Genomic DNA, 22,555 nt, shown 5'->3' on the forward strand with positions numbered 1-22,555 from the left:
AGACTCTTGTTGTGAGTCCACTGTGGCTGGAACAGTTCGAGCTGCCCGTACCGGGCGAGCGGGGCTGCCTCGGTGATCAACACCGACCGTTCGGCGGCGGCGATCACCTCGCGCAGCGCCGGCATGATCCGGTTCCGGACCAGGTCCACCAAGCCGCGGACGTCAACGTCCAGCCGCGAGCCGTTGTCGGCAGCCACGATCGTCTCCCACGGGAAGCCCAGCGCGCCCAGAGCCACAAGAGTGTCAGCGGGGCAGCGCACGACTAGGGTCTACAGTCCGTGGACGCCATCGACCTGAGGCTCGTGGAGTTGCTGCGGGCCAACGCCCGTCTGTCGTACGCCGAACTGGCCCGGCAGGTGGGTCTCTCCGCTCCCGCCGTACACGAACGGGTCGGCAAGTTGGAGTCGGGCGGGGTCATCCGGGCGTACCGGGCGGAGGTCGAGCCGGAGGCGATCGGGCTCGCCGTCACCGCCCTGATCGGCATCGTCGAGGACTCCACCGCCGACACCGACGAGGTGCTGGAGGCCCTTCGGCAGATGCCCGAGATCGAATCCTGCTACTTCATGGCCGGCGTGGAGTCCTTCCTGCTCAAGGCCCGGGTCACCACGATCGCCGAGCTGGAGCGGCTCATCCTCCGGCTGAACCGCACCCCCGGGGTGGCCTCCACCCGCACCGGCATCGCCCTGTCGACGAAGTGGGAGAACCGCCCCCAGCCGGGTGCCCCACCCGCCGGTTGAGCGGCCCCGCCGAACCGGTGCCCGCGCGGTACGGTGCGGCGGTGACGGATCGGACTCCCGGGACGGCGGTGGTGACCGGTGCGGCCGGCGGGCTCGGTCGCGCCATCGCCGTCGCGCTGCACGCCGACGGCTGGCGGGTGCTCCTCACCGACCTGGACGCCGAGGCGGTGGCCGCCGTCGCCGGCCCGCTCGGTGGCTGGTCCCGCCCGCTGGACGTGCGGGACGAGGCGGCCTGCGCGGGGGTGGCCGCCGAGGCTGCCACCCGGGCCGGCGGCCTCGGGCTCTGGGTGAACAACGCCGGCCTCCTGGTGACCGGCCCGTCGTGGAGCCACGACGCGGCGACCCGCCGCCGGGTGGTCGAGGTGAACACCCTCGGCGCGATGAACGGGACCCTCGCCGCGCTGGCGGTGATGCGTGACCAGGGTCGCGGGCACGTACTCAACGTGGTGTCGCTGGCCGGGCTGGTCGCCCCGCCCGGCGAGACCGTCTACGCCGCCAGCAAGCACGCCCTGCTCGCCTTCAGCCTCGGCACCCTCGCCGACCTGCGGCTGGCCGGGTACCGGGACGTACACGTCTCCTGCCTGTGCCCGGACGGGATATGGACCCCGATGCTGCACGACCGGCTGGACGACCCCGGGGCGGTGGCCTCCTTCACCGGGACGCTGCTCTCGCCGCAGCGGGTGGCCCGTCGGGCCGCCCGGCTGGCCCGGCGCCCCCGACCGGTGGTCGCGCTGCCCCGCTGGCGCGGCGCGCAGGTCCGGCTGCTCGACGCCCTGCCGGGGCTGGCGGTCCGGCTGGCCCCGTTGGTCCGCGCCACGGGCCGGGCCGGGCAGCGCCGCCAGCGTCGCCGGGTCGACGGTACGTGAACCGGCCGGTACCGGCCGGACGTGAAGATTGCTAGGTTCTCGGCGTGACTCATCTCGACCGGTGCGACGAGGCTGTCCGGGCGTGGGTGACCGAGGCGATCGCCGCCGTGGAGGCCGACGCGAACCGGTCGGCCGACACCCACCTGCTGCCGTTTCCCCTCCCCAGGGGGTGGGGTATCGACCTCTATCTCAAGGACGAGTCGGTGCACCCGACCGGCTCGCTGAAGCACCGGCTGGCCCGCTCGCTCTTCCTCTACGGGCTCTGCAACGGCTGGATCGGCCCGAACACCACGATCATCGAGGCGTCCTCCGGCTCGACCGCCGTCTCCGAGGCGTACTTCGCGCGGATGCTGGGACTGTCGTTCATCGCGGTGATGCCCGCCTCCACGTCCCCGGAGAAGATCGCCCAGATCGAATTCCAGGGGGGCCGGTGCCACCTGGTCGACGACCCGGCCAAGGTGGTCGTCGAGGCCCGCTGGCTGGCCGAGGACGCCGGCGGGCACTTCATGGACCAGTTCACCTACGCCGAACGGGCCACCGACTGGCGGGGCAACAACAACATCGCCGAGTCGATCTACGCCCAGCTCAGCCTGGAGCGGCACCCGGTGCCGGCCTGGATCGTGGTGGGCGCGGGCACCGGCGGCACCGGTGCCACCATCGGCCGGTTCACCCGGTACCGCCGGCTGCCCACCAAGCTCTGTGTGGTCGACCCGGAGAACTCCGCGTTCTACCCCGCCTGGCAGGCGGCGGACTGGTCGGTCCGTACCGGCCGGGGTTCCCGGATCGAGGGGATCGGCCGGCCGACGGTCGAGGCGTCGTTCCTGCCCAGCGTGGTCGACCGGATGGTGCAGGTGCCCGACGCGGCCTCGCTGGCCGCCATGCGGGCCGGCTCGGCCGTGCTCGGCCGGCGCGTGGGCGACTCGACCGACACCAACCTCTGGGGCGCGTTCGGGCTGATCGCCGCCATGCTCGCCGAGGGGCGGACCGGTTCGGTGGTGACGCTCATCTGCGACGCCGGCGACCGGTACGCCGACACGTACTACGCCGACGACTGGGTGGCCGCGCAGGGGCTGGACCTCGCCCCGCACCTCGCCACTGTCGAGCGCTTCCTGAGCACCGGGGCCTGGCCCGTCGACTAGCGCCCGGGGGCGACCCGCTCGACGAGCCCCGGGTAGTGACGCACGTAGCCGTCCGGGTCGAGGTCCAGGTCGGCGGTGAAGTCGCCGCTGGCGAACCGGACCCGTCCGCCACCGAGTGCCGTGTACGTCTGCTCGGCGGGCAGCACCAGCAGGCTCGGCACCAGCACCCAGACGACCTCGATCCGCCGTTCGGTGCCCGGCGCGGCGTCGCCCAGCCCGAGCCGGCGTACCGGGAGGCTGTTGAACAGCGGGGATGCGCCCAGGTCGACGTCCACCGCGTCGGCCAGCCGATCGGGGTCGTCGGTGCCGGGCAACCCGACGGGTGGCCGGCCGGCCGCGCGGAGCACGGCGTCGAGGTCGCCCTGCTCGCTGGTCACGACCCGCCAACGGTCCGGCTGCCGTTCCAGCCGGACCCCACGCGACCAACCCGCCCCCTCGACCTCGACCTCCAGCCGGACGGTCGCCCACTGCGGCGTCGTGGTCAGGGTGTACCGGCAGGTGTACGGGACGGTGTCGACGGCCTGTGCCGTCCCCCGGGCGGTGAGCCCCTGGGCGTCGTCCAGCAGGGCGTGCTCGCAGCCGGTGGTGTCGGTGCGGCTCCAGAACAGCGACTTCGGCATGGTCGGCATGAGCCGGACACTACGGCAGGCCGGCAGAGCCGGCACCCGGGTCGCGGGACCCCATTGACGGCGACCGGCGACACGGGACGCCGACCCGGCGAGCCGGCCCGGATCGCTGACCTGGAGAAATGACACGGACGCCGCCGTGGCGACAGGTGCACCACGGCGGCGTCCGGCTGATTCAGTAGCTGCGCGCGGGTGCCCGTCCGCTGAATCCGCGCCGGTCGTCGGTCCGTCCCGGGAGTCCGCGACGGTCGTCGCTCCGGCCGGCGTAGCCCCGGCGGTCGTCGGTGCGGCCCGCGAATCCGCGACGGTCGTCGGACCGTCCCGCGTAGGCCCCACGGTCGTCGGTCCGAACCGGGTAGCCCCCACGGTCGTCGGTCCGAACCGGGTAGCCCCGGGGGTCCTCCGTGCGGCTGCGGTAGGCGGGGCGCTCGTCGGTGCGGCTGCGGTGACCGGAGCGGTCGTCACCGAAGCGCCGCTCGCCGAACCGCTGCCCGCTCCGGCCGTCGCGGTCGTCGAAACGCCGGGGACCGCTGGAGCGGTCGCCGAACCGGCGCGGCTCCTGCGGCTCGTTGGACACCGGCACGCCACTGGGCTCCCGGGCACCGGTCAGCTCGGTCAACTCCGGGTCACCGAGCCGGACCCGCAGCTGGCCCGGCTCGACACCGGCCTTCTCCATCATGGCCAGGGTGGTCCGTCGCTGCTTCGGCAGGACCAGCGTGGCCACCGCGCCGGACTCACCGGCCCGCGCGGTACGCCCGGCCCGGTGCAGGTAGTCCTTCGGGTCCTTCGGCGGGTCGATGTGCACCACGAGCGAGACGCCGTCCACGTGGATACCGCGGGCGGCCACGTCGGTGGCGACCAGCACGTTCACCCGGCCCTCGCGGAACTCGGCCAGCGTGCGGGTACGCATCCGCTGCGTCTTGCCGCCGTGCAGGCCGCCGGCCCGCACGCCCACCGCGCCGAGCTGCTCCACCAACCGGTCCACGCCGAGCTGGGTACGGGCGAACATCATGGTCCGCCCGGGGCGGGCCGCGATCGACGCCGCCACCGCGAACTTGTCGTGCGGCGGGATCAGCAGCAGGTGGTGGTCCATGGTGGAGACGGCGGCGGTGGCCGGGGCGGTGGAGTGCGTGACCGGGTCGGTCATGAACCGCTTGACCAGCGAGTCGACGTCGTTGTCCAGGGTGGCCGAGAAGAGCAGTCGCTGGGCGTTGGCCGGCGTCTTCGCCAGCAGCTCGGTCACCTCGGGCAGGAAGCCCATGTCGGCCATTTGGTCGGCCTCGTCCAGGACGGTGATCTCGACGTCGTCGAGGCGGCACACCTGCCGGGAGATCAGGTCGCCGAGCCGTCCCGGCGTGGCCACGATGATCTCCACACCGCGCCGGAGGGCGTCGATCTGGCGGTCGTAGGGCACTCCGCCCACGGCGGTCTTGAGGAACACCCCGACCGCCTTGCCCAGCGGCACGAGCGCGTCGTTGACCTGCATGGCGAGTTCCCGGGTGGGCACCAGGATGAGGGCCCGGGGGTACAGCGGCCGGGCCCGGCCACCGTCGGCGACCCGGGCCAGCAGCGGCAGGCCGAAGGCGAGGGTCTTGCCGGAGCCGGTCTGGCCACGGCCGAGGACGTCCCGTCCGGCGAGGGCGTCCGGCACGGTGGCCCGCTGGATCTCGAACGGGGCGGTGATGCCCTGCCGGGCCAGCGCCCGGACGAGCGGCTGGGGGAGCCCCAGCGCGGCGAAGTCGACGTGGTCGGTGCCGTCGGTGGGGGCGGCGTGGTCGCCGGGGGTCACCAGCGAGGTGTCGAAGGCGGACGGGGACGTGCTGAGGTCAGCAAAGGTCGTCAAGAAATACCTCTCCAGCGGGGCGCATCTTCGCGATGGCCCGCCGCGGAAGGTGACGCCGCCGGTTCGCCCGCAAGATCGCCCATGGGCACGCGACGACGCGCACCAGGTCAGTGATCAATAGACAGTGTACGGCGCTCCGCGCGGTCGGCCACCACGACGCGGCGGGTAGTGGGCGGGCTCACCCCGAGCGATCGACTCCGGGACCGCTTCCGGGGCGGCGGTTCACCCGTTGATCAGGTTCTCCATGAGGCCACCCATCGCGTCGTTCGCCATCAGGACCACCAGGAGGCTGATCGCCACGAGCAGCACGAGCGAGGCGGCCAGCACGATCACCACCTTGGCGGTGGAACGGGAGCGCTCGGTGGGGGTGTCCGTCCAGCCCTGGGCGAGGATGTGCCCGGTGAGGGAACCGGTGTTCTCGACCGGGTTCCCGCTGGGCAGGGCGACCGTGGCGAAACCGGGCCCGTCGGTGGCCGAACCGCCGTAGACCGTCCCGGGCTGGGCGGAGGTACCCGGACGGTCGTCGGCGCCGGCGTGGTCCCCGGCGGCCGGGATCCCGTTGGGCGGCAGGTGGTGGTGCAACGGCCCACCGCTGGTGGGCGCGAGGGGTGTGGGCCCTGCCGGTGCGGACCACCCGCCCGGGGCGGTCCGGCTGTGTCCGGGCGGGTCGGTCGGCGGCGGCCAGGCGGGCAGGGCCGGCTCCGGGACGACCGGCGGTGCCGACGGTTCGGAGGTCGGTGGGGCCCACGCTGCCGTCGGGCTCGGTGCCGACGGTTCGGAGGCCGGTGGGGCCCACGCTGCCGTCGGGCTCGGTGCCGACGTGGCCCACGGGTCGGCGGGGTGCGCCGCCAGGGGCGTCGTCGGTGGGGTGGAGGTCGGGGCGGGTGGCCCGGAGGTCGGTGTGGCCCACGCAGCGGGTGGTCCGGAGGTCGGCGGGTCCCACGCAGTGGGCGGAGTGGAGGTCGGGGTGGCCGGGCCGCCGGCCTGGGCGCCACCCGAAGCGGCCGGTGTGTCGACAGTGCTCGGCGTGCCTCGCGTCGGCGGTGCCGGCACTCGGGCGCTGCCCCGGACGACCGGAGCCCCCGGTCCGGCGGACGGAGCCGACTCGGCGTCCGAGGGCGCGAGGCGTGCTGCCAGCGATCCGGGGACGGAGGCGCTGCCGGTGACCCGCGCCGGCACCACAGCGGCGGCGGCCGGGCTGCCGGAGACCGGGGCACCGGAGGGCGGGGTGGTGGAGGGGATGCCGGAGGACGGGGCGTCGTGGACCGGGAGGTTCGGGGCCGCAGCGCCCGGGACCGGGGTGGCGGAGGCCGGGGGCGGCGGGAACGGCGGTGCCGGCATCGGTCCGGGCGGTGCCGGCGGCGGGGGAATCGGCGGGCCGGGCGGCGGTGCGGGCGGGCCCGGCGTCGGCGGCACCGGACCGGGTGGCGTGGGGGCCGGACCGGGCGGGTGCGGTGCCGGAGGCTTCGGCAGGGGCGGTGCGGGTGTCGGCACCGAGGGCTCGGGCAGCGGCTCGGGTTGTGGCTCCGGGACCGGCGTGGGAACAGGCAGTGGCTCGGGTTGTGGCTCCGGGACCGGACTGGGGGTGGGCGGGGGCGGTGGCTCGGCCGGCCCGGGCGGCGTGGCCGGTTCCGGCGGCGTGGCCGGTTCCGGCTGCCGGGGAGACGGGGCACCGGTGGGCGCGGCCGGGGTGGTGCCGGTGGACCCGGCGGCCGTGGACTCGGCGGACCGGTACACCTTCGCCCCACCGGTACGCACGCCGGCGGCGATTCCGGCCTCCTCCGGCGACATCCGCTGCCGGCCCGGCACGGCGACACTGGCCCGGGCCGAGGAAGTGGGACTGCGCGGGGCCGGCACGACGGGCGCGTCCGCCGTACCGGCGGGTGGGCTGGCGACGACGATGCTGGCCCGGCCCCGCGCCGTGGCGGCGGGGGCAGCCGTGCCCGACTGCCGCCCGACCTCGGCGGCTCCACCGTCCAGGGCCGCGGCGCCGGACGGCGCGGTGCCGGCGGCGTTCGGGGCGCTCCCGGCGGCGGTGGACGTGCTGCCGGCGGTGGCCGGGACGGAACCGCCCGGCGGGGTGTCGCCGTCACCGGGCGGACCGGTCAGCGGGCGGGACCCGGCACCGGCCTCGACGGTTCCCGCCGGAACCTGCTGCTCGCCCATGTTCGTCCTCCGTGCTCGCACCCGGACCCGTGGCGCCGAGCCGGGAGTGCCTGGCTCTCACGGTGCCATATTCCGGTCCGGCCGCACAGCCGGAGTTGGGTTACCGGTCAGCCACCGGTGCTCGGGCTCGCCGACCCGCTCTGCGCCGGGGTGCCCCCGGGCTCGCCGGTGCCGCTCGCCGAGGCGCTCGGCTCGCCACCACTCGTGCTGCTGGTGCTCGGCTCCGGCGCGGTCGTGACGCTCGGCGTCGGGTTGGTCGACGGGGTCGTCGTGGGCGTCGGGGTGGGCGACGTGGACGGCGTGCCGGTCGGCTTCGGGGTCGGGCTGCCGGTGGGCTTGGGCGTCGCCGAGTTGGTCGGCTTCGGGGTGGCGGTGTTCGTCGGCTTCGGGGTGGGCGACTTGGTGGGGGTCGGGGTGGGCGACGGGGTGGCCCCCGGTGCCGGCACCGCGTCGATGACCCGGGTGGCCGCGTACAGGCGCGACCAGCGGACGTTGGAGATCTTGACCACGTCACCGGTGGTCGGGGCGTGCACCATCTTGCCGTTGCCGATGTACATGCCCATGTGGTGGATCGTCGTCCAACTGCTGCCCGAGGCGTAGAAGAGCAGGTCACCGGGGAGCAGGGCGCTGCGGCTGACGGTCCGGGACCGGGTGGCGTTGTACTGGTCGCGGGAGACCCGGGGCAGCCCGGTGTAGTCGGCGCCCGACGACCGGTACGCGGCCCAGACCAGGCCGGAGCAGTCGAAACGGTTCGGCCCCTCGGCCGCCCAGAGGTACGGGTCACCGAGCTGCGCCAGGGCGTACCGGACGGCGGCCATCGCACGTGGGTGGGAGGTCAGCCCGTTGGCGGTCGCGCCCTGGATGTACTGCTCACCGAGCTGCTGCTCGGCGGCCTCCTGCTGCCGCTCGATCTCGGCGAGCTGGGCGGCGTTGTCCCGGCGCAGCTTGAGCAGGGCCGCTTCCTGGGTGCGGTAGTTCCGCTGCGCGGTGGTGAACTGCTCCGTCGCGGTACGCAGCCGGCCCTCCGCCGCCACGTACGCCTGGTTCGCGGCCTGCTCGGTGGTACGGGCCCGGTTCAGCTCGCCGGTCGCGGCGGTGGTGGTGCCCTCGACCTGCTCGCCCCGGTAGATCCGCTCCAGCACGCTCAACCCGTGCAGGTCGGTCCCGAGGCTGCCCGGGGGCAGCTTGGCGGCGGCCTTGATCGCCTCGGCCGCAGCGGCGTCGGCCTCCCGCTGGGCGACCGCAAGGGTGTCCCGGGCGAGCTTCAGGTCGCGTTCGGCGGTGACGAGCTGGGTCTTCGCCTCGGTCTGGAGTTGTTCGAGCTTGAGCAGTTCCTGCCCGAGCAGTCCGACCTGTGCCTCGGCGGCGGCGATCTGCGCGGCGAGCGGGCCGGTGCCGATCGGGGCGACCGGGACGGTGCCGAGCGGGCCGTTGCCGCCGGTCGGCCCGCCGGGCAGGTAGAGCGGTCCGGCCGGGACCGGCCGGGCACCGGTGTCCGGGACGGACTGGGGCAGGGCGGGGTCGGCGAAGACCGGGGTGGCGATGGCCGCTGCGGCGACCATGCCGAGCAGCGCGGACCAGAGCTTGGGGCGAAGCACCGGAGAGATCAGCGGTGTCCTCCGTCGCGGCCGTCCCGTGCGCTTGCTGTCGGTCATTCCGCTCCCCGTCCGGCGTGGTGAAGCCGCGCTCGTGGAGCGCGGCGTCCGGACGCGTGTTGCGCGTCCCACTTTGTCTTACCTCAATGTTTCGGTTGTGTCGATGGTGTGGCGGTAACGACAGCCTGAGAGTCCGGTGAACTACGTCGCTGCGGACGCCCGCCCTCGACGGTGGGGGGACCCCGCGACGTAGGCTCGACCCGGACCGAGGTGGAAGGACGGGCTTTTCATGGACGCCGGACTCAAGCGCGAGCTCGAAGCCAAGGTGTACGCGGGTGAGCGGCTGACCCGGGAGGACGGTGTCGCCCTCTACGACAGCGACGACCTCGCCTGGCTGGGCCGCCTGGCGCACCACCGGCGTACCGAGCGCAACGGCGACCGGGTGATGTTCAACGTCAACCGGCACCTCAACCTGACCAACGTCTGCTCCGCCTCGTGCGCGTACTGCTCGTTCCAGCGCAAGCCGGGCGAGAAGGACGCCTACACGATGCGGATCGACGAGGCCGTCCGCAAGGCCAAGGAGATGGAGGACGAGCAGCTCACCGAGCTGCACATCGTCAACGGCCTGCACCCGACCCTGCCCTGGCGCTACTACCCGAAGGTGCTGCGCGAGCTGAAGGCCGCGCTGCCCAACGTCAAGCTCAAGGCGTTCACGGCGACCGAGGTGCAGTGGTTCGAGAAGATCAGTGGCCTGCCTGCGGACGCGATCCTCGACGAGCTGATGGACGCCGGTCTGGAGTCGCTGACCGGGGGCGGCGCGGAGATCTTCGACTGGGAGGTCCGGCAGCACATCGTGGACCACGCCTGCCACTGGGAGGACTGGTCCCGGATCCACCGGCTGGCCCACAGCAAGGGCATGCGGACCCCGTCGACCATGCTCTACGGCCACATCGAGGAGCCCCGCCACCGGGTGGACCACGTGCTGCGGCTGCGCGAACTCCAGGACGAGACCGGCGGCTTCATGGTCTTCATCCCGCTGCGCTACCAGCACGACTTCGTCGACTCGGCGGACGGCAAGGTCCGTAACCGGATCCAGGCGCGGACCACGATGGCCTCCCCGGCCGAGTCGCTGAAGACCTTCGCGGTCTCCCGGTTGCTGTTCGACAACGTCCCGCACGTGAAGTGCTTCTGGGTGATGCACGGCCTCTCGGTGGCGCAGCTCTCGCTGAACTTCGGCGTGGACGACCTGGACGGCTCGGTCGTCGAATACAAGATCACCCACGACGCGGACTCCTACGGCACGCCGAACACCATGCACCGCGACGACCTGCTCCACCTGATCTGGGACGCCGGGTTCCGCCCGGTCGAGCGGAACACCCGCTACGAGGTCGTCCGGGAGTACGACCCGGCCCCGTCGCTGACGCAGCGGCGCTCCGAGCCGCAGCAGGTGTGGGCCTGACCGTCGCAGGGCCGGTCGCCGTCGGTCGGTCGGCCTGCTCACGTACCCTGCAAGCGACATGAGCGAGCGCGACGAGGCACGGGACGGCTTCCCCCGGCGGGACGCCGAGGGGCGGGTCGTCGCCCTGGGCGACCTGCTCGGGGTGACCCTGGCCGGCGTGGTCATCGGGGTCCTGGCCCTGGTCCTGTTCGACTGGACGTTCGAGCTGATCGGCTCGGGCGACTTCGGCCAGGCCAACGGCTGGCTCGCGGTGATCCTGCCGGCCTGGCTCTTCCTGGAGGACTTCCGGGCCTGGAGCTTCGGGGCCGCCCGGGTGGTCGCCGCGCTGCTGGCCGCGGTGCTGGGAGTGGCCGGTGGCCTGCTGGTGGCGGGGCTGGCCGGCGGGTTGCCGCCGCTGGTCTCCGGCACGCTGGCGGCGACGGTCTTCACCGTCGTCTACGCCGTCGTCTGGTTCCACGGCGTGCACTGGCTGGCCCGCCGGACGGGCTGAACACCGGACAGGCTGAACACCGGCCCGGCGGACGGGTCGAGACCTCGCGTCGGGCACACGCCCGGCGCGGGAGAACAGGAGTGGGAACGTGAGCGCGGCGGTCAAGTACACCCTGGGCCGGATCGGGCTGTTCACTGTCGTGCTGCTCGCCCTCTGGCCGGTCGAGCTGAACATCTTCATCAAGCTGATGGTGGCGCTGGCCTTCTCCGCCGCGCTCTCCTTCTTCCTGCTGCGCGCCTGGCGGGACGAGATGGCCGAGGAGATGGCGGGCGCGGCCGATCGCCGCCGGACCGAGAAGGAGCGGCTTCGCTCCGCCCTGGCCGGCGACGACCAGACCGACACCACGTCCGACGTCACGCCCGGGCCTGAGGCCCCGCCCGCCGACGACCGGCGGTGACCGGCGTACCGGACGGACCCCGTCGGTGACCGGGGGACCGGATCCGACGGGGCCTCACCGGTGACCGGCGGACCGGACTACCAGTTGGTGGAGCCGGCCGGCAGTGCCGGCCAGGGGCGGTCCACCGGCTTGATCAGGTAGGCGACGCCTCCGGGGCCACCGGCGACGCCACCACTGGCGGTGGTCCGCTTGGTCCGCAGCCAGATCTGCTCGAACTGCTCCCGCTTGTAGACGTTGCGGACCACGTCGTTGCTGGACGAGGCCGGGTCGTTGACGATGACGTCGCCGTCGGCGGTGAAGCCCACCACCACGAAGAGGTGGCCGGCGGTGCCGTAGTTCGCCCCGTCGAGTTCGCTGGCGAGGAACGACTGGCTGGTCACCACCGGGATGCCGGCGGCGATGAAGCGCTCCAGCTCGTCCAGCGAGTGCAGCCGGGTCACCCGTCCCTCCAGGCCCGGGAAGCTGGCCGCGTACGCGGTGTTGAAGGGCCAGTTCCCGGCTCCGGCGTACGTGTAGTCGTAGACACTCCGGGCGGCGTGGTTGACGGTCGGGTCCGGGTACGTCGGGTCGACCCAGGAGGTCTCCTCGGCGCTCGGGCGGCGTCCCCAGTACTCCACCACCATCTCGGTCGAGGTGGGGGAACACCACGCCTGACCACCGCCGTCGTACTCGGGGTAGTGGCCGGAGTGGACCATCTGCGAGTAGCGGGGCACCGGCAGCTCGACGCCCCAGGCGATGCCCCCGGCGCTCGGGGTGACGGTGAACCGGTCCGGGACGTACGAACTCATCGCGCCGACCATCCGGACGACCGGGGCGGCCTGCTGGTTGGGGGCCCGGTACAGGGTCAGCCGGAGCTGGTACGCGCGCAGCAGCGGCCCGGCTGCCGCGTCCCGGACGGAGAGGGTGTCGGTCCAGACGTCGGAGTGCTTGTCCCCCTGCTTGTCGACGCTGGCCCGGCGGATGTCGGCGTCGCCCGAGGCCCAGCGGCTCATGACGTACCAGGGGGTCGAGGAGCCGCTGGTGTAGCGACCCTGCAACTCGACCTGGATCCAGGTGCCGGCCGGGGTGGTCGCGTTCCAGGAGGCGATCATCTCGCTCGCGTCGAAGCCGATCGGGGTGACCGGTGAGGTCCACGTCCCGTACGCCCAGTTGCGTTTGATCCCGGTGTGCGGGTCCCGGTAGGTGGTGCTCCCGGCCGGGACGCCCAGGGTGAGCCCGGCGGGGGTGGCGACCGTGCCGGCGGCGGTGCCCCGGCTCCAGTCGGCCGTTCCGGTCCAGTCCTGCCAGGTGATCTGTTCGTCGTGAATGGTCTGGCCCGCCGGGGCGGAACCCGGGGCGGCGACGGTGGCGGTGGCGGTGGTGGCGAGGAGGGCGAACGCGGTGACGCCGACGACGGCGACCGTGCGTAGACGTGGTCCGGCCATGGAAGCTCCGCTGCTGGTAGGAGGGGGTGCATCGTTTGGTATCACTATCCCGTTCGGCGGGAAGTTTCGCCAGATGTCCATTGAGGGGAAAATTTTTGCCGATGTGAGGATCCGCTTGGCATGAAAGAGAAGGCTGTCAATATTGATATGACCATGGGGCCGGTGGTGAAGTGTGATCCACCAGCGGAGACACTCCGCGCCGTCAGGAGGTTGGCATGGCCTTCCGAAAATCCGTCACACTCCGTCGTGGAGTGGTGCTCGCCGTCAGTGCCGCGGTGGGGCTCTTCGCCGTGGTCGCCGGACCGGTCTCCGCGGAGCCCCGCGCCGACCGGTCCGAACCGACCACCACGCAGTACCAGGTGCACGGCCCGCGTACCGTCGACGACCGCAGCGCGGTGGCCCGCACCGGCGCCAGCATCGACGGCATCGAGCACGGCCGGCTGGTCGTCTCGGCCACCCCGAGTGAGGCCGCCGCGATCACCAAGCTCGGCTTCCGGCTCGACCCGATGGCCGACCCGCACGACCACTCGACCGAGTCGGCGGATCCCGGCACTGCGGCCTTCCCGCCGGCCGACTCGAACTACCACGACTACGCCGAGTTGACCGCCGTGGTCAACAAGGTGGTCGCCGACCACCCCACCCTCGCCCGCAAGATCAGCATCGGTCGCTCGTACGAGGGACGCGACCTGATGGCGGTCAAGATCTCCGACAACGTCGCCACCGACGAGGACGAGCCGGAGATCGTGTTCAACTCCCAGCAGCACGCCCGGGAGCACCTCACCGTCGAGATGGCGATCTACCTGCTCAACCTCTTCACCGACAGCTACGGCACCGACTCGCGGGTCACCAACGTGGTGAACAGCCGGGAGCTGTGGATCATCCCGACCGTGAACCCGGACGGCAGCGAGTACGACATCGCCACCGGCTCGTACCGGTCCTGGCGGAAGAACCGGCAGCCGAACAGCGGCTCGACGGCGGTCGACACCGACCTGAACCGGAACTGGGGCTACCAGTGGGGCTGCTGCGGCGGCTCGTCCGGCTCGCCCGGGTCGGACACCTACCGTGGCCCGTCCGCGTTCTCCGCGCCGGAGACCGCGGCGTTCCGGGACTTCGTGAACAGCCGGGTGATCGGTGGCGTCCAGCAGATCAAGGCGAACATCGACTTCCACACGTACTCGGAGCTGGTGCTCTGGCCGTTCGGCTACACCTACAACAACACCGCGCCGGGGATGACCACCGACCAGTACAACACCTTCGCCGCCATCGGCCAGCAGATGGCGAACCTCAACGGCTACACCCCGGAGCAGTCCAGCGACCTCTACATCACCGACGGTGACAGCCTGGACTGGATGTGGGGGCAGCACAAGATCTGGGCGTACACCTTCGAGATGTACCCGAAGAACGCCTTCAGCGGCGGCTTCTACCCGCCCGACGAGGTGATCACCCGGGAGACCGCCCGGAACAAGGACGCCGTGCTGCTGCTCAGCGAGTACGCCGACTGCCCGTACCGGGCGATCGGCAAGCAGGGCACCTACTGCGGCACCGGCACCCCGCCGCCGGACCCGACCGGCTGCACCGGCACCAACGACACCGACGTCGCGATCCCGGACGGCGGCTCGGCGGTGACCAGCGCGATCACCATCGCCGACTGCGGCCGGGCGGCCTCGGCCACCGCCACGGTCACCGTGGACATCCCGCACACCTACCGTGGTGACGTGGTCGTCGACCTGCTCGCTCCGGACGGCACCGCCTACCGGCTGAAGAACTCCAGCAGCTCGGACAGCGCGGACAACATCAACGCCACCTACACGGTGGACGTGTCCGGCGAGACGGCCGACGGCAGTTGGCGGTTGCAGGTGCGCGACATCTACACCACCGACACCGGTCACATCAACTCCTGGACCCTGACGGTCTGACCAGCGACACAGTGCGGGCGGGCCGGCCACGCCGGTCCGCCCGCACCGTCCGTGGTGCGCTACCGTTCCCCCGGACCACCCGCAGCGAAGCCGGTCCGAACCCGGCGCTGTCCCGCAACTGTGACGCCTTCCGCCCCGGCCCGCCGGCCGGGCGCATTCCGGCCTCCCGGGCCGGGACGCTCGCTCGCCGCCGGGCCACCGGCCAGAGCCGAGCGGGAGGACGAGCCAGGCCGCCTGCGGAGGGTCGCGACACGCGCTCTCGAGGAAGGGCGCCTCGCGGGCGGTCGGGCCCTCGGCCCCTGTCGGCGAAGCACACTCCTCGACCGACAGGAGGCCAGATGACACGACGTACCCCCCGGCTCCTCACCGTGGCGCTCGCGGTCACCGCGCTCGCGCTCGGTGCCTGCGCCGAGCCGGACACCGACGAGCCGAACGCCGGCGCGAGCGGCGCAGCCGGACAGTTCCCGGTCACGGTCGGCAACCTGACCCTGGAGAAGCGGCCCGAGAAGATCGTCTCGCTCTCCGCCACCGCCACCGAGATGCTCTTCGCCATCGGTGCGGGCGCGCAGGTCACCGCGGTCGACGAGCGGTCGAACCACCCGCCGGAGGCACCGAAGACCGACCTCTCCGGCTTCCAGCCGAACGCCGAGGCGATCTCCGCGAAGAACCCGGACCTCGTCGTGCTCTCCGACGACATGAACAAGATCGTCGACCAGCTCACCGCGCTGAAGATCCCGGTCCACCTCACCCCGGCGGCGCAGACCCTCGACGACACGTACCGGCAGATCGGCGAGCTGGGCCAGCTCACCGGTCAGGTCGACGGGGCGGCCGACCTGACCCGGCGGATAAAGGACGACATCGCCAAGCTGGTCAAGGACCTGCCGAAGCGCGCCGAGAAGCTCACCTACTACCACGAGCTGGGCCCGGAGTTGTACACCGCGACCAGCAAGACCTACATCGGTTCGCTGTACGCGCTGGTCGGGCTGGAGAACATCGCCGACGCGTCCGACGCCGACGGCAAGAGCGGCGGCTACCCGCAGCTCTCCCAGGAGGTCATCGTCTCCGCCGACCCGGACTTCATCTTCCTGGCCGACACCAAGTGCTGCCAGCAGAGCGCGCAGACGGTCGGGGCGCGCGGCGGCTGGGCCGGCCTCACCGCCGTGAAGAACAACCAGATCGTCCCGCTCGACGACGACATCGCCTCGCGATGGGGGCCGCGCGTGGTCGACCTGCTCCGCGCGATCGTCGACGCCGTCGCCAAGGCGCCGGTCGCGTGACCGTGCCGAGTTGGTAGCAGGGGTCCCCTCCAGTGCAAAAAGCGGTAACAGGGGACCCCTCCTCACACCGAGGCGGCTCCGCAGACCGGGGCGGGGCGGGTTCGGCGGTGGCGGCCGGTCGGGCGGGGGCCCGGCCGGCCGGGCTGCGCCTGCCGTGGCTGGCCGCCGGGATCGCCGCCGTCCTGGTCGCGCTCGTCGCCGGAGTGTCGTTCGGCCCGGTCAGCCTGCCGCCCGGCAGCGTCGCGCTCGAACTTCTCAACCTGATCCCCGGGGTACGCCTCGACAGCGGGCTCACCGAGCGCGAGATCGCGATCATCACCGAGCTGCGGCTGCCCCGCGCGGTGCTCGGTCTGCTCGTCGGTGGGCTGCTCGCCCTGGCCGGCGGCTGCTATCAGGGCGTCTTCCGCAACCCGCTGGCCGACCCGTACCTGCTGGGGGTGGCGGCCGGCGCGGGCCTGGCGGTCACCGCGGTGATCGCCCTCGGCGGCGCGGACGGCGCGCTGACCCGGCTGCCGTTCGCCGTCCCGCTGGCCGCGTTCGTCGGCTCGCTGGGGGCGGTGGCGATGACGTACCTGCTCGGAGCCGCCGGAGGGCGCGACCGCTCGCCGGCCACCCTGATCCTGGCCGGGGTGGCGGTCTCGGCGGTCCTCTCCGCCGGCCAGACCTTCGTGCTGCAACGTAACTCGGACAACATCCAGCAGGTCTACTCCTGGCTGCTCGGGCGGCTGGCCACCGCCGGCTGGCACGACGTGCTGCTGGTGCTGCCGTACTTCGTGCTGACCGCCGTGGTGGTGCTGCTGCACCGGCGCGAACTCGACGTGCTCGCCCTCGGTGACGACGAGGCCAGCAGCCTGGGCCTGCACCCGCAGCGCTCCCGCTACCTGCTGGTCGCCGCCGCCTCGCTCGGCACCGCCGCCGCCGTCTCCGCCTCCGGCCTGATCGGCTTCGTGGGGATCATCGTGCCGCACACCGTACGGCTGCTCGCCGGCTCCAGCTACCGGGCGATCCTGCCACTGTCGATGCTCTTCGGCGGGGCGTTCCTGGCGTTGACCGACGTGATCGCCCGGACCGCCGCCGCCCCCGCCGAGGTGCCGATCGGCGTGGTCACCGCCCTGCTCGGCGGGCCGTTCTTCGTCCTGGTGCTGCGGACCGCCCGCCGGGTGCTCACGTGAGCGCCGACCGGCCCGTCCGGGCGGGCACCGACGGCCCGGCGGATGCCGGCGCAGCCCCCGCCGTCGAGGTGCGGGGGCTGCACGTCAGCCTGGACGGCGTCCCGATCCTCACCGGCGTGGACCTGACCGTCGCCGCCGGCGAGTGGGTCACCGTGATCGGCCCGAACGGCGCGGGGAAGTCCACCCTGCTGCGCGCCGTCGGCGGCCTGCTGCCCACGTCCGGCGCCATCTCCCTGTTCGGTACGCCCAGCGTGGCCCTGCGCCGCCGCGAGCGGGCCCGGGTGGTGGCCACGGTCGCGCAGTCCCCGGCCGTCCCGGCCGGCATGTCGGTGTTCGACTACGTGCTGCTCGGGCGGACCCCGTACATCCCGCCGCTGGGCCGGGAGTCCGCCGCCGACCTGACCGCCGTGCACGAGGTGCTCGACCGGCTGGACCTGGCCGGCTTCGCCCGCCGCGAGCTGGCCACCCTCTCCGGCGGGGAACGGCAGCGGGTCTTCCTGGCGCGGGCGTTGGCGCAGGGGGCCACCCTGCTGCTGCTCGACGAGCCGACCAGCGCCCTGGACATCGGCCACCAGCAGGAGGTACTCGAGCTGGTCGACCAGCTCCGGCACGCGCACGGGCTGACCGTGCTCGCCACCATGCACGATCTCACCGTCGCCGGCGAGTACGCCGACCGCCTGGTGCTGGTCGCCGAGGGGCGGGCGGTCGCCACCGGCGCTCCCCGCGAGGTGCTCACCGAGGAACTGCTCGCCACGCACTACCGGGCCCGGGTCCGGGTCGTGGACGGCACCCACGGTCCCCTGGTGGTGCCGGTGCGTCCCGCCCGGTCGCCGTCCACGACGTCCTGACCGCTATCCGGCCGCCGCGACGACGGAGAAGAGCGCGCCCTGCGGGTCGCGGAGGGCGGCGTACCGGCCCGGTGGGGCGTCCCCGGGCGGCACCAGCACCTCCCCGCCGAGCCGGACCGCGCGGTCGGCGGTCGCGTCGGCGTCGTCCACCGCGAAGTACACCGCCCAGTACGCCGGCAGGTCGGCCGGGAAACCGTCCCCGAGCGGCGGCATCATGCCCGCGACGATCCGCTCCCCGAGCCGCCAGCCGGTGTACCGGCCGTCCATCCGCTGCTCCTCCGGGTGCCAGCCGAATACCAGCTCGTAGAAGACCTTCGCCCGCTCCGGGTCGGGGGTCACCAGCTCGTTCCAGGCCATCGAGCCCGGGGCGCCGAGCAACTCCGCGCCGGGCATCGCCATCGGCTGCCACACCGACAGCACCGCCCCCGCCGGATCGCTGAAGACCGCCATCCGGCCCTGGTCGAAGACCTCGAACGGCGGGACGAACACCAGGCCCCCCGCCGCGGTGACCCGGCCGGCGAGCAGGTCCGCGTCGTCCGTGGCCACGTACGTGGACCAGATCGGCACCTGGTCCGGGGCGGCCGGCGGCCCCGCACCGGCGACCGCCCGACCGCCGTGCCGGAAGATCGTGTACCCCTGTGCCTCGGGCTCCGGCGTGACGTGCGCGGTCCAGCCGAACAGCTCCGGGTAGAAGCGCCGCGCGTCCGCCAGGTCGGGGGTGGCCAGGTCGGCCCAGCAGGGCGTACCCGGTGGCGCGGAACCGTGCACCGCACCCCCTCTCGCCGGGGCGCACCCCGGCGGCACGCCCTGCCGGCATCCTCACACCGGCAGGCGGGCCGCGTCCGGGGAACCGGGCAGAACCTCAGGAACCGCCGCTCACCGGAAGCGTCGACCCTCGTCCCGTCGGTACGCCCACGCGGCCAGTGCCGTCAGGACCACGATCCAGACCCCGAGCATCACCAGTGACACCGCGTCGGGGCGGAAGTCGCCGACCGCCGCCCACATCAGCTCGGCCGCGCCCCGGGTCGGCAGGAAGGGTGCCACCGTCTCCACGAAGGCCGGCGCCTGACCGGGGGCGGAGAGCAGTCCGCCGCCGAAGGCGAGCGGGAAGAAGACCACCTGCGCCACCACGATCGCGGCCTTGCTCGGCAGCGCGTACCCGATGGCCAGCCCGAGCAGGGCGAACGGCACCGCCACCACGAGCAGGGTCGCGACGGCGGCGAGGAACCCGGCCGCGCTGACCCGGGCCTCGGTGGCGACCGCCGCGATCAGCACCACCGGAAGCAGCGAGACCAGGGTCATCACCTGACCGGCGATGACCCGCCCGGCGAAGCGGGGCAGCGGTCCCACCGGCAGGGTCCGGGTGTACGGGTCCCAGGGCTGGGCACGGTCCTCGGCGACTCCGACGCCGTACTGGAAGATGTTGGTGCTCATCACCGCGAAGGTCACCATCGACGCGGTGGCGAAGGTGGCGCCGACCGGGTCGTCCCCGGCGAAGGGCACCACGAAGAAGAGCATCGCCACGGCCGGGAAGAACGCGCTGCCGACCACCGCGATCGGGATCCGGAAGCTCTCCAGCAACTGGTAGCGGGTGTGCACGAGGACGAGTCGCACGGTCGGCCTCCTCAGGCGGTGGCCGGCTGGCCGGCGGGAGTGGTGATGGTGAGGAACGCCTCCTCGAGCGAGGTGGGCCGGACCTCCAGGTCGCGGAAGGGCACCTCGGCCCGGACCAGGTCGCGGACGAGCTGGTCGGCGTCGTTGGTGAGCAGGTGGACGCGGCCGTCGGCGCGTTCCGTCCCGACCACGCCCGGCAGCGGTGGCAGATCGTCGGCGACCAGGCTGACCCGGCGGATGCCGACCACCGCCCGGATCGCGGTGACGGTGTCGTCGGCGAGCACCCGGCCCTGCCCGACCACCACCACCCGGTGTGCCAGCGCCTCGACCTCCTCCAGGTAGTGGCTGGTCAGCAGGACGGTGCCACCCTCGTCGTGGAAGTGCCGGATGCCGTCCCAGAGGGTGCGGCGGGCCTCCACGTCCAGGCCGGTGGTCGGCTCGTCCAGCATCACCAGCCGGGGCCGGCCGACGAAGGCCAGCGCCACCGCGAGCCGGCGACGCTGCCCGCCGGAGAGGCCGCCGGTCTGGCGCCGGTGGAGGTCGGTCAGGCCGAACCGGTCGAGCAGCTCCGCCCGGGGCAGCGGGTCGGGGTAGTGCGCGGAGACGAAGTCCACCACCTCGCCGACGCGCAGCGTGCCGGGCAGACCCGTCTCCTGCGGGGTCACCCCCACCTGCCGGCGGTTCGCCGGCAGACGGGGATCGCCGCCGAAGAGTTCCACCTGTCCGGACGTCGGACGGCGCAGCCCCACCAGCAGGTTGAGCAGGGTGCTCTTGCCCGCGCCGTTCGGCCCGAGCAGGCCGACCAGCTCACCGGCGTGGACGTCGAGGTCGACCCGGTCGAGAGCGAGCACGTCACCGTAGCGGCGGGTGAGTTGTCGGGCACGGGCGACGACCATCGCGGCTCCTCGGGGGTGAGCCCGCCGCGCTACGCCGGTTCGGTGAGGGGGGCGGGGAGGCCAGTGGTGTGCAGGACGGCGAGGCGGGAGACCGCCCGGGTGAGCACCACGTAGAGGCGGTGCAGGCCACGCGGCTCCGCGGCGACGATCGCCGCCGGCTCGACGACCACCACGTGGTCGTACTCCAAGCCTTTGACCAGCGTAGCTGGGACGACGGTGACCCTCGCGGCGGCCTCGACGTCGTCCGCGCCGCCGGTCGGCACGCCGGCCGCGTCCAGGGCGGCGCGCAGGCTGTCGACCGCGTCGTCGGCGGCGATCACCCCGACCGAGCCGTCGTGGGCCAGCGCGGCGCGCACCTCGGCCACCGTCGCCGCCGCCAGGTCGGTCACGGTACGCACGTCGAGCGCGCCGTCGCGGCGCAGCGACTCGGCCGGTGGTACGTCCACGGCGAGCGCCGGGAGGAGCCGGTTGGCGAACGCCACCACCACGGCCGGCACCCGGAAGCCGATGGTCAGCGGCACCACCGCCGCGTCCGGCTTGCCCAGGTGGGCGAGGGTCTCCCGCCAGTCGGTGGCGGCCCACGGGGCGGTGCCCTGGGCCAGGTCACCGAGGAGGGTGACCGAGCCGTGCTCGCTGCGCCGGGCGATCACCCGGCACTGCATCGGGGAGAGGTCCTGCGCCTCGTCCACCACCACGTGTCCGTAGCCGGTCGGGCGTTCGATCAGACCGGCGGCCTCGTCGACCAGGACCGCGTCGGCGGCGCTCCACCGGGTCGCCTTCGGCGTCCGGGCCGGCTTCGCCCAGGTGAGCAGGGCCTGTTCGGCCGGGCCGAGCAGGCCGTCGGCCGCCTCGGCCAGGAACCCGGGGTCGGCGAGCAGCCGGTGCACCAGCCCCTCCGGGGTGAGCACCGGCCAGACCGCGTCGAGGAACGCGGTGACCGGCCGGGCCCGGCCCATCCGGCGCAGCCAGGCGTCGCCCGGTGACTCGGCCCGCCGCGCCTCGGCCTGCCGTTGCAGCAGCCCCACCACCCGGGCCCGGACCCGTTCCCGCCCGGTGGCGTACGGCAGCCCCTCCCGGCGGGTCTCCTCGACCACCCGGTGCAGCGGGTCCAGCCCGATCCGCCAGCGGAACGACCCGTCCGAGACCACGATCGGCTCGGTCGGCTCGCCCACGTGCGCCCCGACCGCCCGGCGCAGCACCTCCGCCATCCGCGGGTCGTGCTTGAGCGTCGCCACCGCCGGGTCGTCGACCGCCCGGACGGTGACCCGGGCGACCAGGTCCTCCACGGTGGCCTGCTCCACCTCGACCTCGCCGAGCGCGGGCAGCACCGCCGCGATGTACGACAGGAACGCCCGGTTCGGGCCGACGATCAGGACCCCGGACCGCCGCAGCCGTTCCCGGTGCAGGTAGAGCAGGTACGCGGCCCGGTGCAGGCCGACGGCCGTCTTGCCGGTGCCCGGCGCGCCCTGCACGCAGATCGAGTCGGCCAGGTCGGCGCGGACCAGTTCGTCCTGCTCGGGCTGGATGGTGGCGACGATGTCCCGCATCGGTCCCACACGGGGGCGTTCGATCTCGGCGGTCAGGATCCGGCTGGTGGTGCCGAGTTCCTCGCCCCGGTCGAGGTGCTCGTCCTCGAAGCTGGTCAGCGTGCCGGCGCTGAAACCGAACCGGCGTCGGGTCGCCACGCCCTGCGGCTCGCGGGCGCTGGCCCGGTAGAACGACCGGGAGACCGGGGCCCGCCAGTCCAGCACCAGCGGCTCGCCGTCCTCGTCGGTGACGTGCCGCCGCCCGACGTGGTACCGGTGCCCGGCGTGGTCCGGGTCGGTGTCCCCGAAGTCCAGGCGACCGAAGAAGAGCGGGGTGGTGGGATCGTCGGCGAGTTCCGCCACCCGCCGGGCCATGTGCCGACCGAGCTGTTCGGCGGTGTAGGCGTCGCCGGCGACCTTGTCGCCACCGGCGAAGAGGACCTCGGCGCGTTCGCGCATCCGGCGCAGCGCCGTACGGGACGCGGCCAGGTGGGCCTGCTCGGCGGCGAGTTCGGCCGCCAGGGACACGGGGGCGTGCAGGGACATCCGACGTACTCCTCGACA

At 73.4% G+C, this 22,555-nt stretch carries 19 protein-coding genes; 10 read left to right on the forward strand and 9 right to left on the reverse strand.

The genetic code is table 11. The features are described 5' to 3' along the window. The first annotated feature begins 278 nt into the window (after positions 1-278). From IGA62_RS14685 to cds1, 3 genes are read left to right on the forward strand one after another with little or no spacing between them, the layout of a single operon-like run. The gene (locus IGA62_RS14685; protein WP_091455030.1) at positions 279-737 is read left to right on the forward strand and encodes an Lrp/AsnC family transcriptional regulator; all 459 of its coding nucleotides are present in this window, start codon (positions 279-281) and stop codon (positions 735-737) included. Between the two features lie 41 nt (positions 738-778). Then, entirely contained in the window at positions 779-1,603 is an 825-nt protein-coding gene (locus IGA62_RS14690) for an SDR family oxidoreductase (protein ID WP_145820771.1), read from the forward strand. Between the two features lie 44 nt (positions 1,604-1,647). Then, entirely contained in the window at positions 1,648-2,742 is a 1,095-nt protein-coding gene (gene cds1, locus IGA62_RS14695) for an L-cysteine desulfhydrase Cds1 (protein WP_145820769.1), read from the forward strand. Here the strand turns inward: cds1 and IGA62_RS14700 are convergent. The 4 genes from IGA62_RS14700 to IGA62_RS14715 all read right to left on the reverse strand — a co-directional run bounded on the left by IGA62_RS14700 (position 2,739) and on the right by IGA62_RS14715 (position 9,032). Continuing rightward, positions 2,739-3,371: a putative glycolipid-binding domain-containing protein gene (locus IGA62_RS14700; RefSeq protein WP_232625016.1), complete on the reverse strand. Its 633-nt coding sequence runs from the start codon at positions 3,369-3,371 to the stop codon at positions 2,739-2,741. The genes cds1 and IGA62_RS14700 overlap by 4 nt on opposite strands. Before the next feature lie 172 nt (positions 3,372-3,543). Further along, positions 3,544-5,157, reverse strand: a complete 1,614-nt coding sequence (locus tag IGA62_RS14705) for a DEAD/DEAH box helicase (protein ID WP_145822222.1) — start codon at positions 5,155-5,157, stop codon at positions 3,544-3,546. A gap of 276 nt (positions 5,158-5,433) precedes the next feature. After that, positions 5,434-7,377 carry a hypothetical protein gene (locus IGA62_RS30120; RefSeq protein ID WP_190289286.1) on the reverse strand — a complete coding sequence of 648 codons (1,944 nt, stop codon included), beginning with the start codon at positions 7,375-7,377 and terminating at the stop codon, positions 5,434-5,436. A gap of 107 nt (positions 7,378-7,484) precedes the next feature. Next, complete coding sequence (locus tag IGA62_RS14715) at positions 7,485-9,032, reverse strand: C40 family peptidase (protein ID WP_145820765.1); 1,548 nt, start codon at positions 9,030-9,032, stop codon at positions 7,485-7,487. A 229-nt stretch (positions 9,033-9,261) separates the two neighbouring features. On the opposite strand from IGA62_RS14715, the gene mqnE reads away from it, so the two are divergent. The 3 genes from mqnE (at position 9,262) to IGA62_RS14730 (ending at position 11,318) form a co-directional block, all read left to right on the forward strand. Next, the gene (gene mqnE, locus IGA62_RS14720; protein WP_145820763.1) at positions 9,262-10,431 is read left to right on the forward strand and encodes an aminofutalosine synthase MqnE; all 1,170 of its coding nucleotides are present in this window, start codon (positions 9,262-9,264) and stop codon (positions 10,429-10,431) included. 58 nt (positions 10,432-10,489) lie between these two features. Next, complete coding sequence (locus IGA62_RS14725) at positions 10,490-10,921, forward strand: hypothetical protein (RefSeq protein WP_145820761.1); 432 nt, start codon at positions 10,490-10,492, stop codon at positions 10,919-10,921. Between the two features lie 88 nt (positions 10,922-11,009). After that, complete coding sequence (locus IGA62_RS14730; protein WP_145820759.1) at positions 11,010-11,318, forward strand: DUF4229 domain-containing protein; 309 nt, start codon at positions 11,010-11,012, stop codon at positions 11,316-11,318. Positions 11,319-11,395: 77 nt separating this feature from the next. On the opposite strand, the gene IGA62_RS14735 is transcribed toward IGA62_RS14730, so the two are convergent. Then, positions 11,396-12,742, reverse strand: a complete 1,347-nt coding sequence (locus tag IGA62_RS14735; RefSeq protein WP_145820757.1) for a C39 family peptidase — start codon at positions 12,740-12,742, stop codon at positions 11,396-11,398. A gap of 215 nt (positions 12,743-12,957) precedes the next feature. Between IGA62_RS14735 and IGA62_RS14740 the strand changes: the two genes are divergently transcribed. From IGA62_RS14740 to IGA62_RS14755, 4 genes are all read left to right on the forward strand, one after another. Next, positions 12,958-14,658: a M14 family zinc carboxypeptidase gene (locus IGA62_RS14740; protein ID WP_145820755.1), complete on the forward strand. Its 1,701-nt coding sequence runs from the start codon at positions 12,958-12,960 to the stop codon at positions 14,656-14,658. A 338-nt stretch (positions 14,659-14,996) separates the two neighbouring features. Next, positions 14,997-15,935 (forward strand): ABC transporter substrate-binding protein, encoded by a 939-nt coding sequence (locus IGA62_RS14745; protein WP_145820753.1) that lies wholly within the window; start codon positions 14,997-14,999, stop codon positions 15,933-15,935. A 107-nt stretch (positions 15,936-16,042) separates the two neighbouring features. After that, entirely contained in the window at positions 16,043-17,107 is a 1,065-nt protein-coding gene (locus tag IGA62_RS14750; protein ID WP_190289287.1) for a FecCD family ABC transporter permease, read from the forward strand. A 68-nt stretch (positions 17,108-17,175) separates the two neighbouring features. After that, complete coding sequence (locus tag IGA62_RS14755; protein WP_232625078.1) at positions 17,176-17,955, forward strand: ABC transporter ATP-binding protein; 780 nt, start codon at positions 17,176-17,178, stop codon at positions 17,953-17,955. Positions 17,956-17,958: 3 nt separating this feature from the next. Here IGA62_RS14755 and IGA62_RS14760 read toward each other — a convergent pair whose 3' ends face one another. The 4 genes from IGA62_RS14760 to IGA62_RS14775 all read right to left on the reverse strand — a co-directional run bounded on the left by IGA62_RS14760 (position 17,959) and on the right by IGA62_RS14775 (position 22,537). Next, on the reverse strand, positions 17,959-18,723 hold the full coding sequence (locus IGA62_RS14760) for a VOC family protein (RefSeq protein ID WP_145820749.1): 765 nt from the start codon (positions 18,721-18,723) through the stop codon (positions 17,959-17,961). 108 nt (positions 18,724-18,831) lie between these two features. Further along, on the reverse strand, positions 18,832-19,569 hold the full coding sequence (locus tag IGA62_RS14765; RefSeq protein WP_145820747.1) for an ABC transporter permease: 738 nt from the start codon (positions 19,567-19,569) through the stop codon (positions 18,832-18,834). 11 nt (positions 19,570-19,580) lie between these two features. Next, the gene (locus IGA62_RS14770) at positions 19,581-20,465 is read right to left on the reverse strand and encodes an ABC transporter ATP-binding protein (protein ID WP_145820745.1); all 885 of its coding nucleotides are present in this window, start codon (positions 20,463-20,465) and stop codon (positions 19,581-19,583) included. Between the two features lie 29 nt (positions 20,466-20,494). Next, complete coding sequence (locus tag IGA62_RS14775; RefSeq protein WP_145820742.1) at positions 20,495-22,537, reverse strand: HelD family protein; 2,043 nt, start codon at positions 22,535-22,537, stop codon at positions 20,495-20,497. Between the last annotated feature and the right edge of the window lie 18 nt (positions 22,538-22,555).

Origin of the sequence: Micromonospora sagamiensis (assembly GCF_014680085.1) — a bacterium.
Taxonomy (GTDB): Bacteria; Actinomycetota; Actinomycetes; order Mycobacteriales; family Micromonosporaceae; genus Micromonospora; species Micromonospora inyonensis.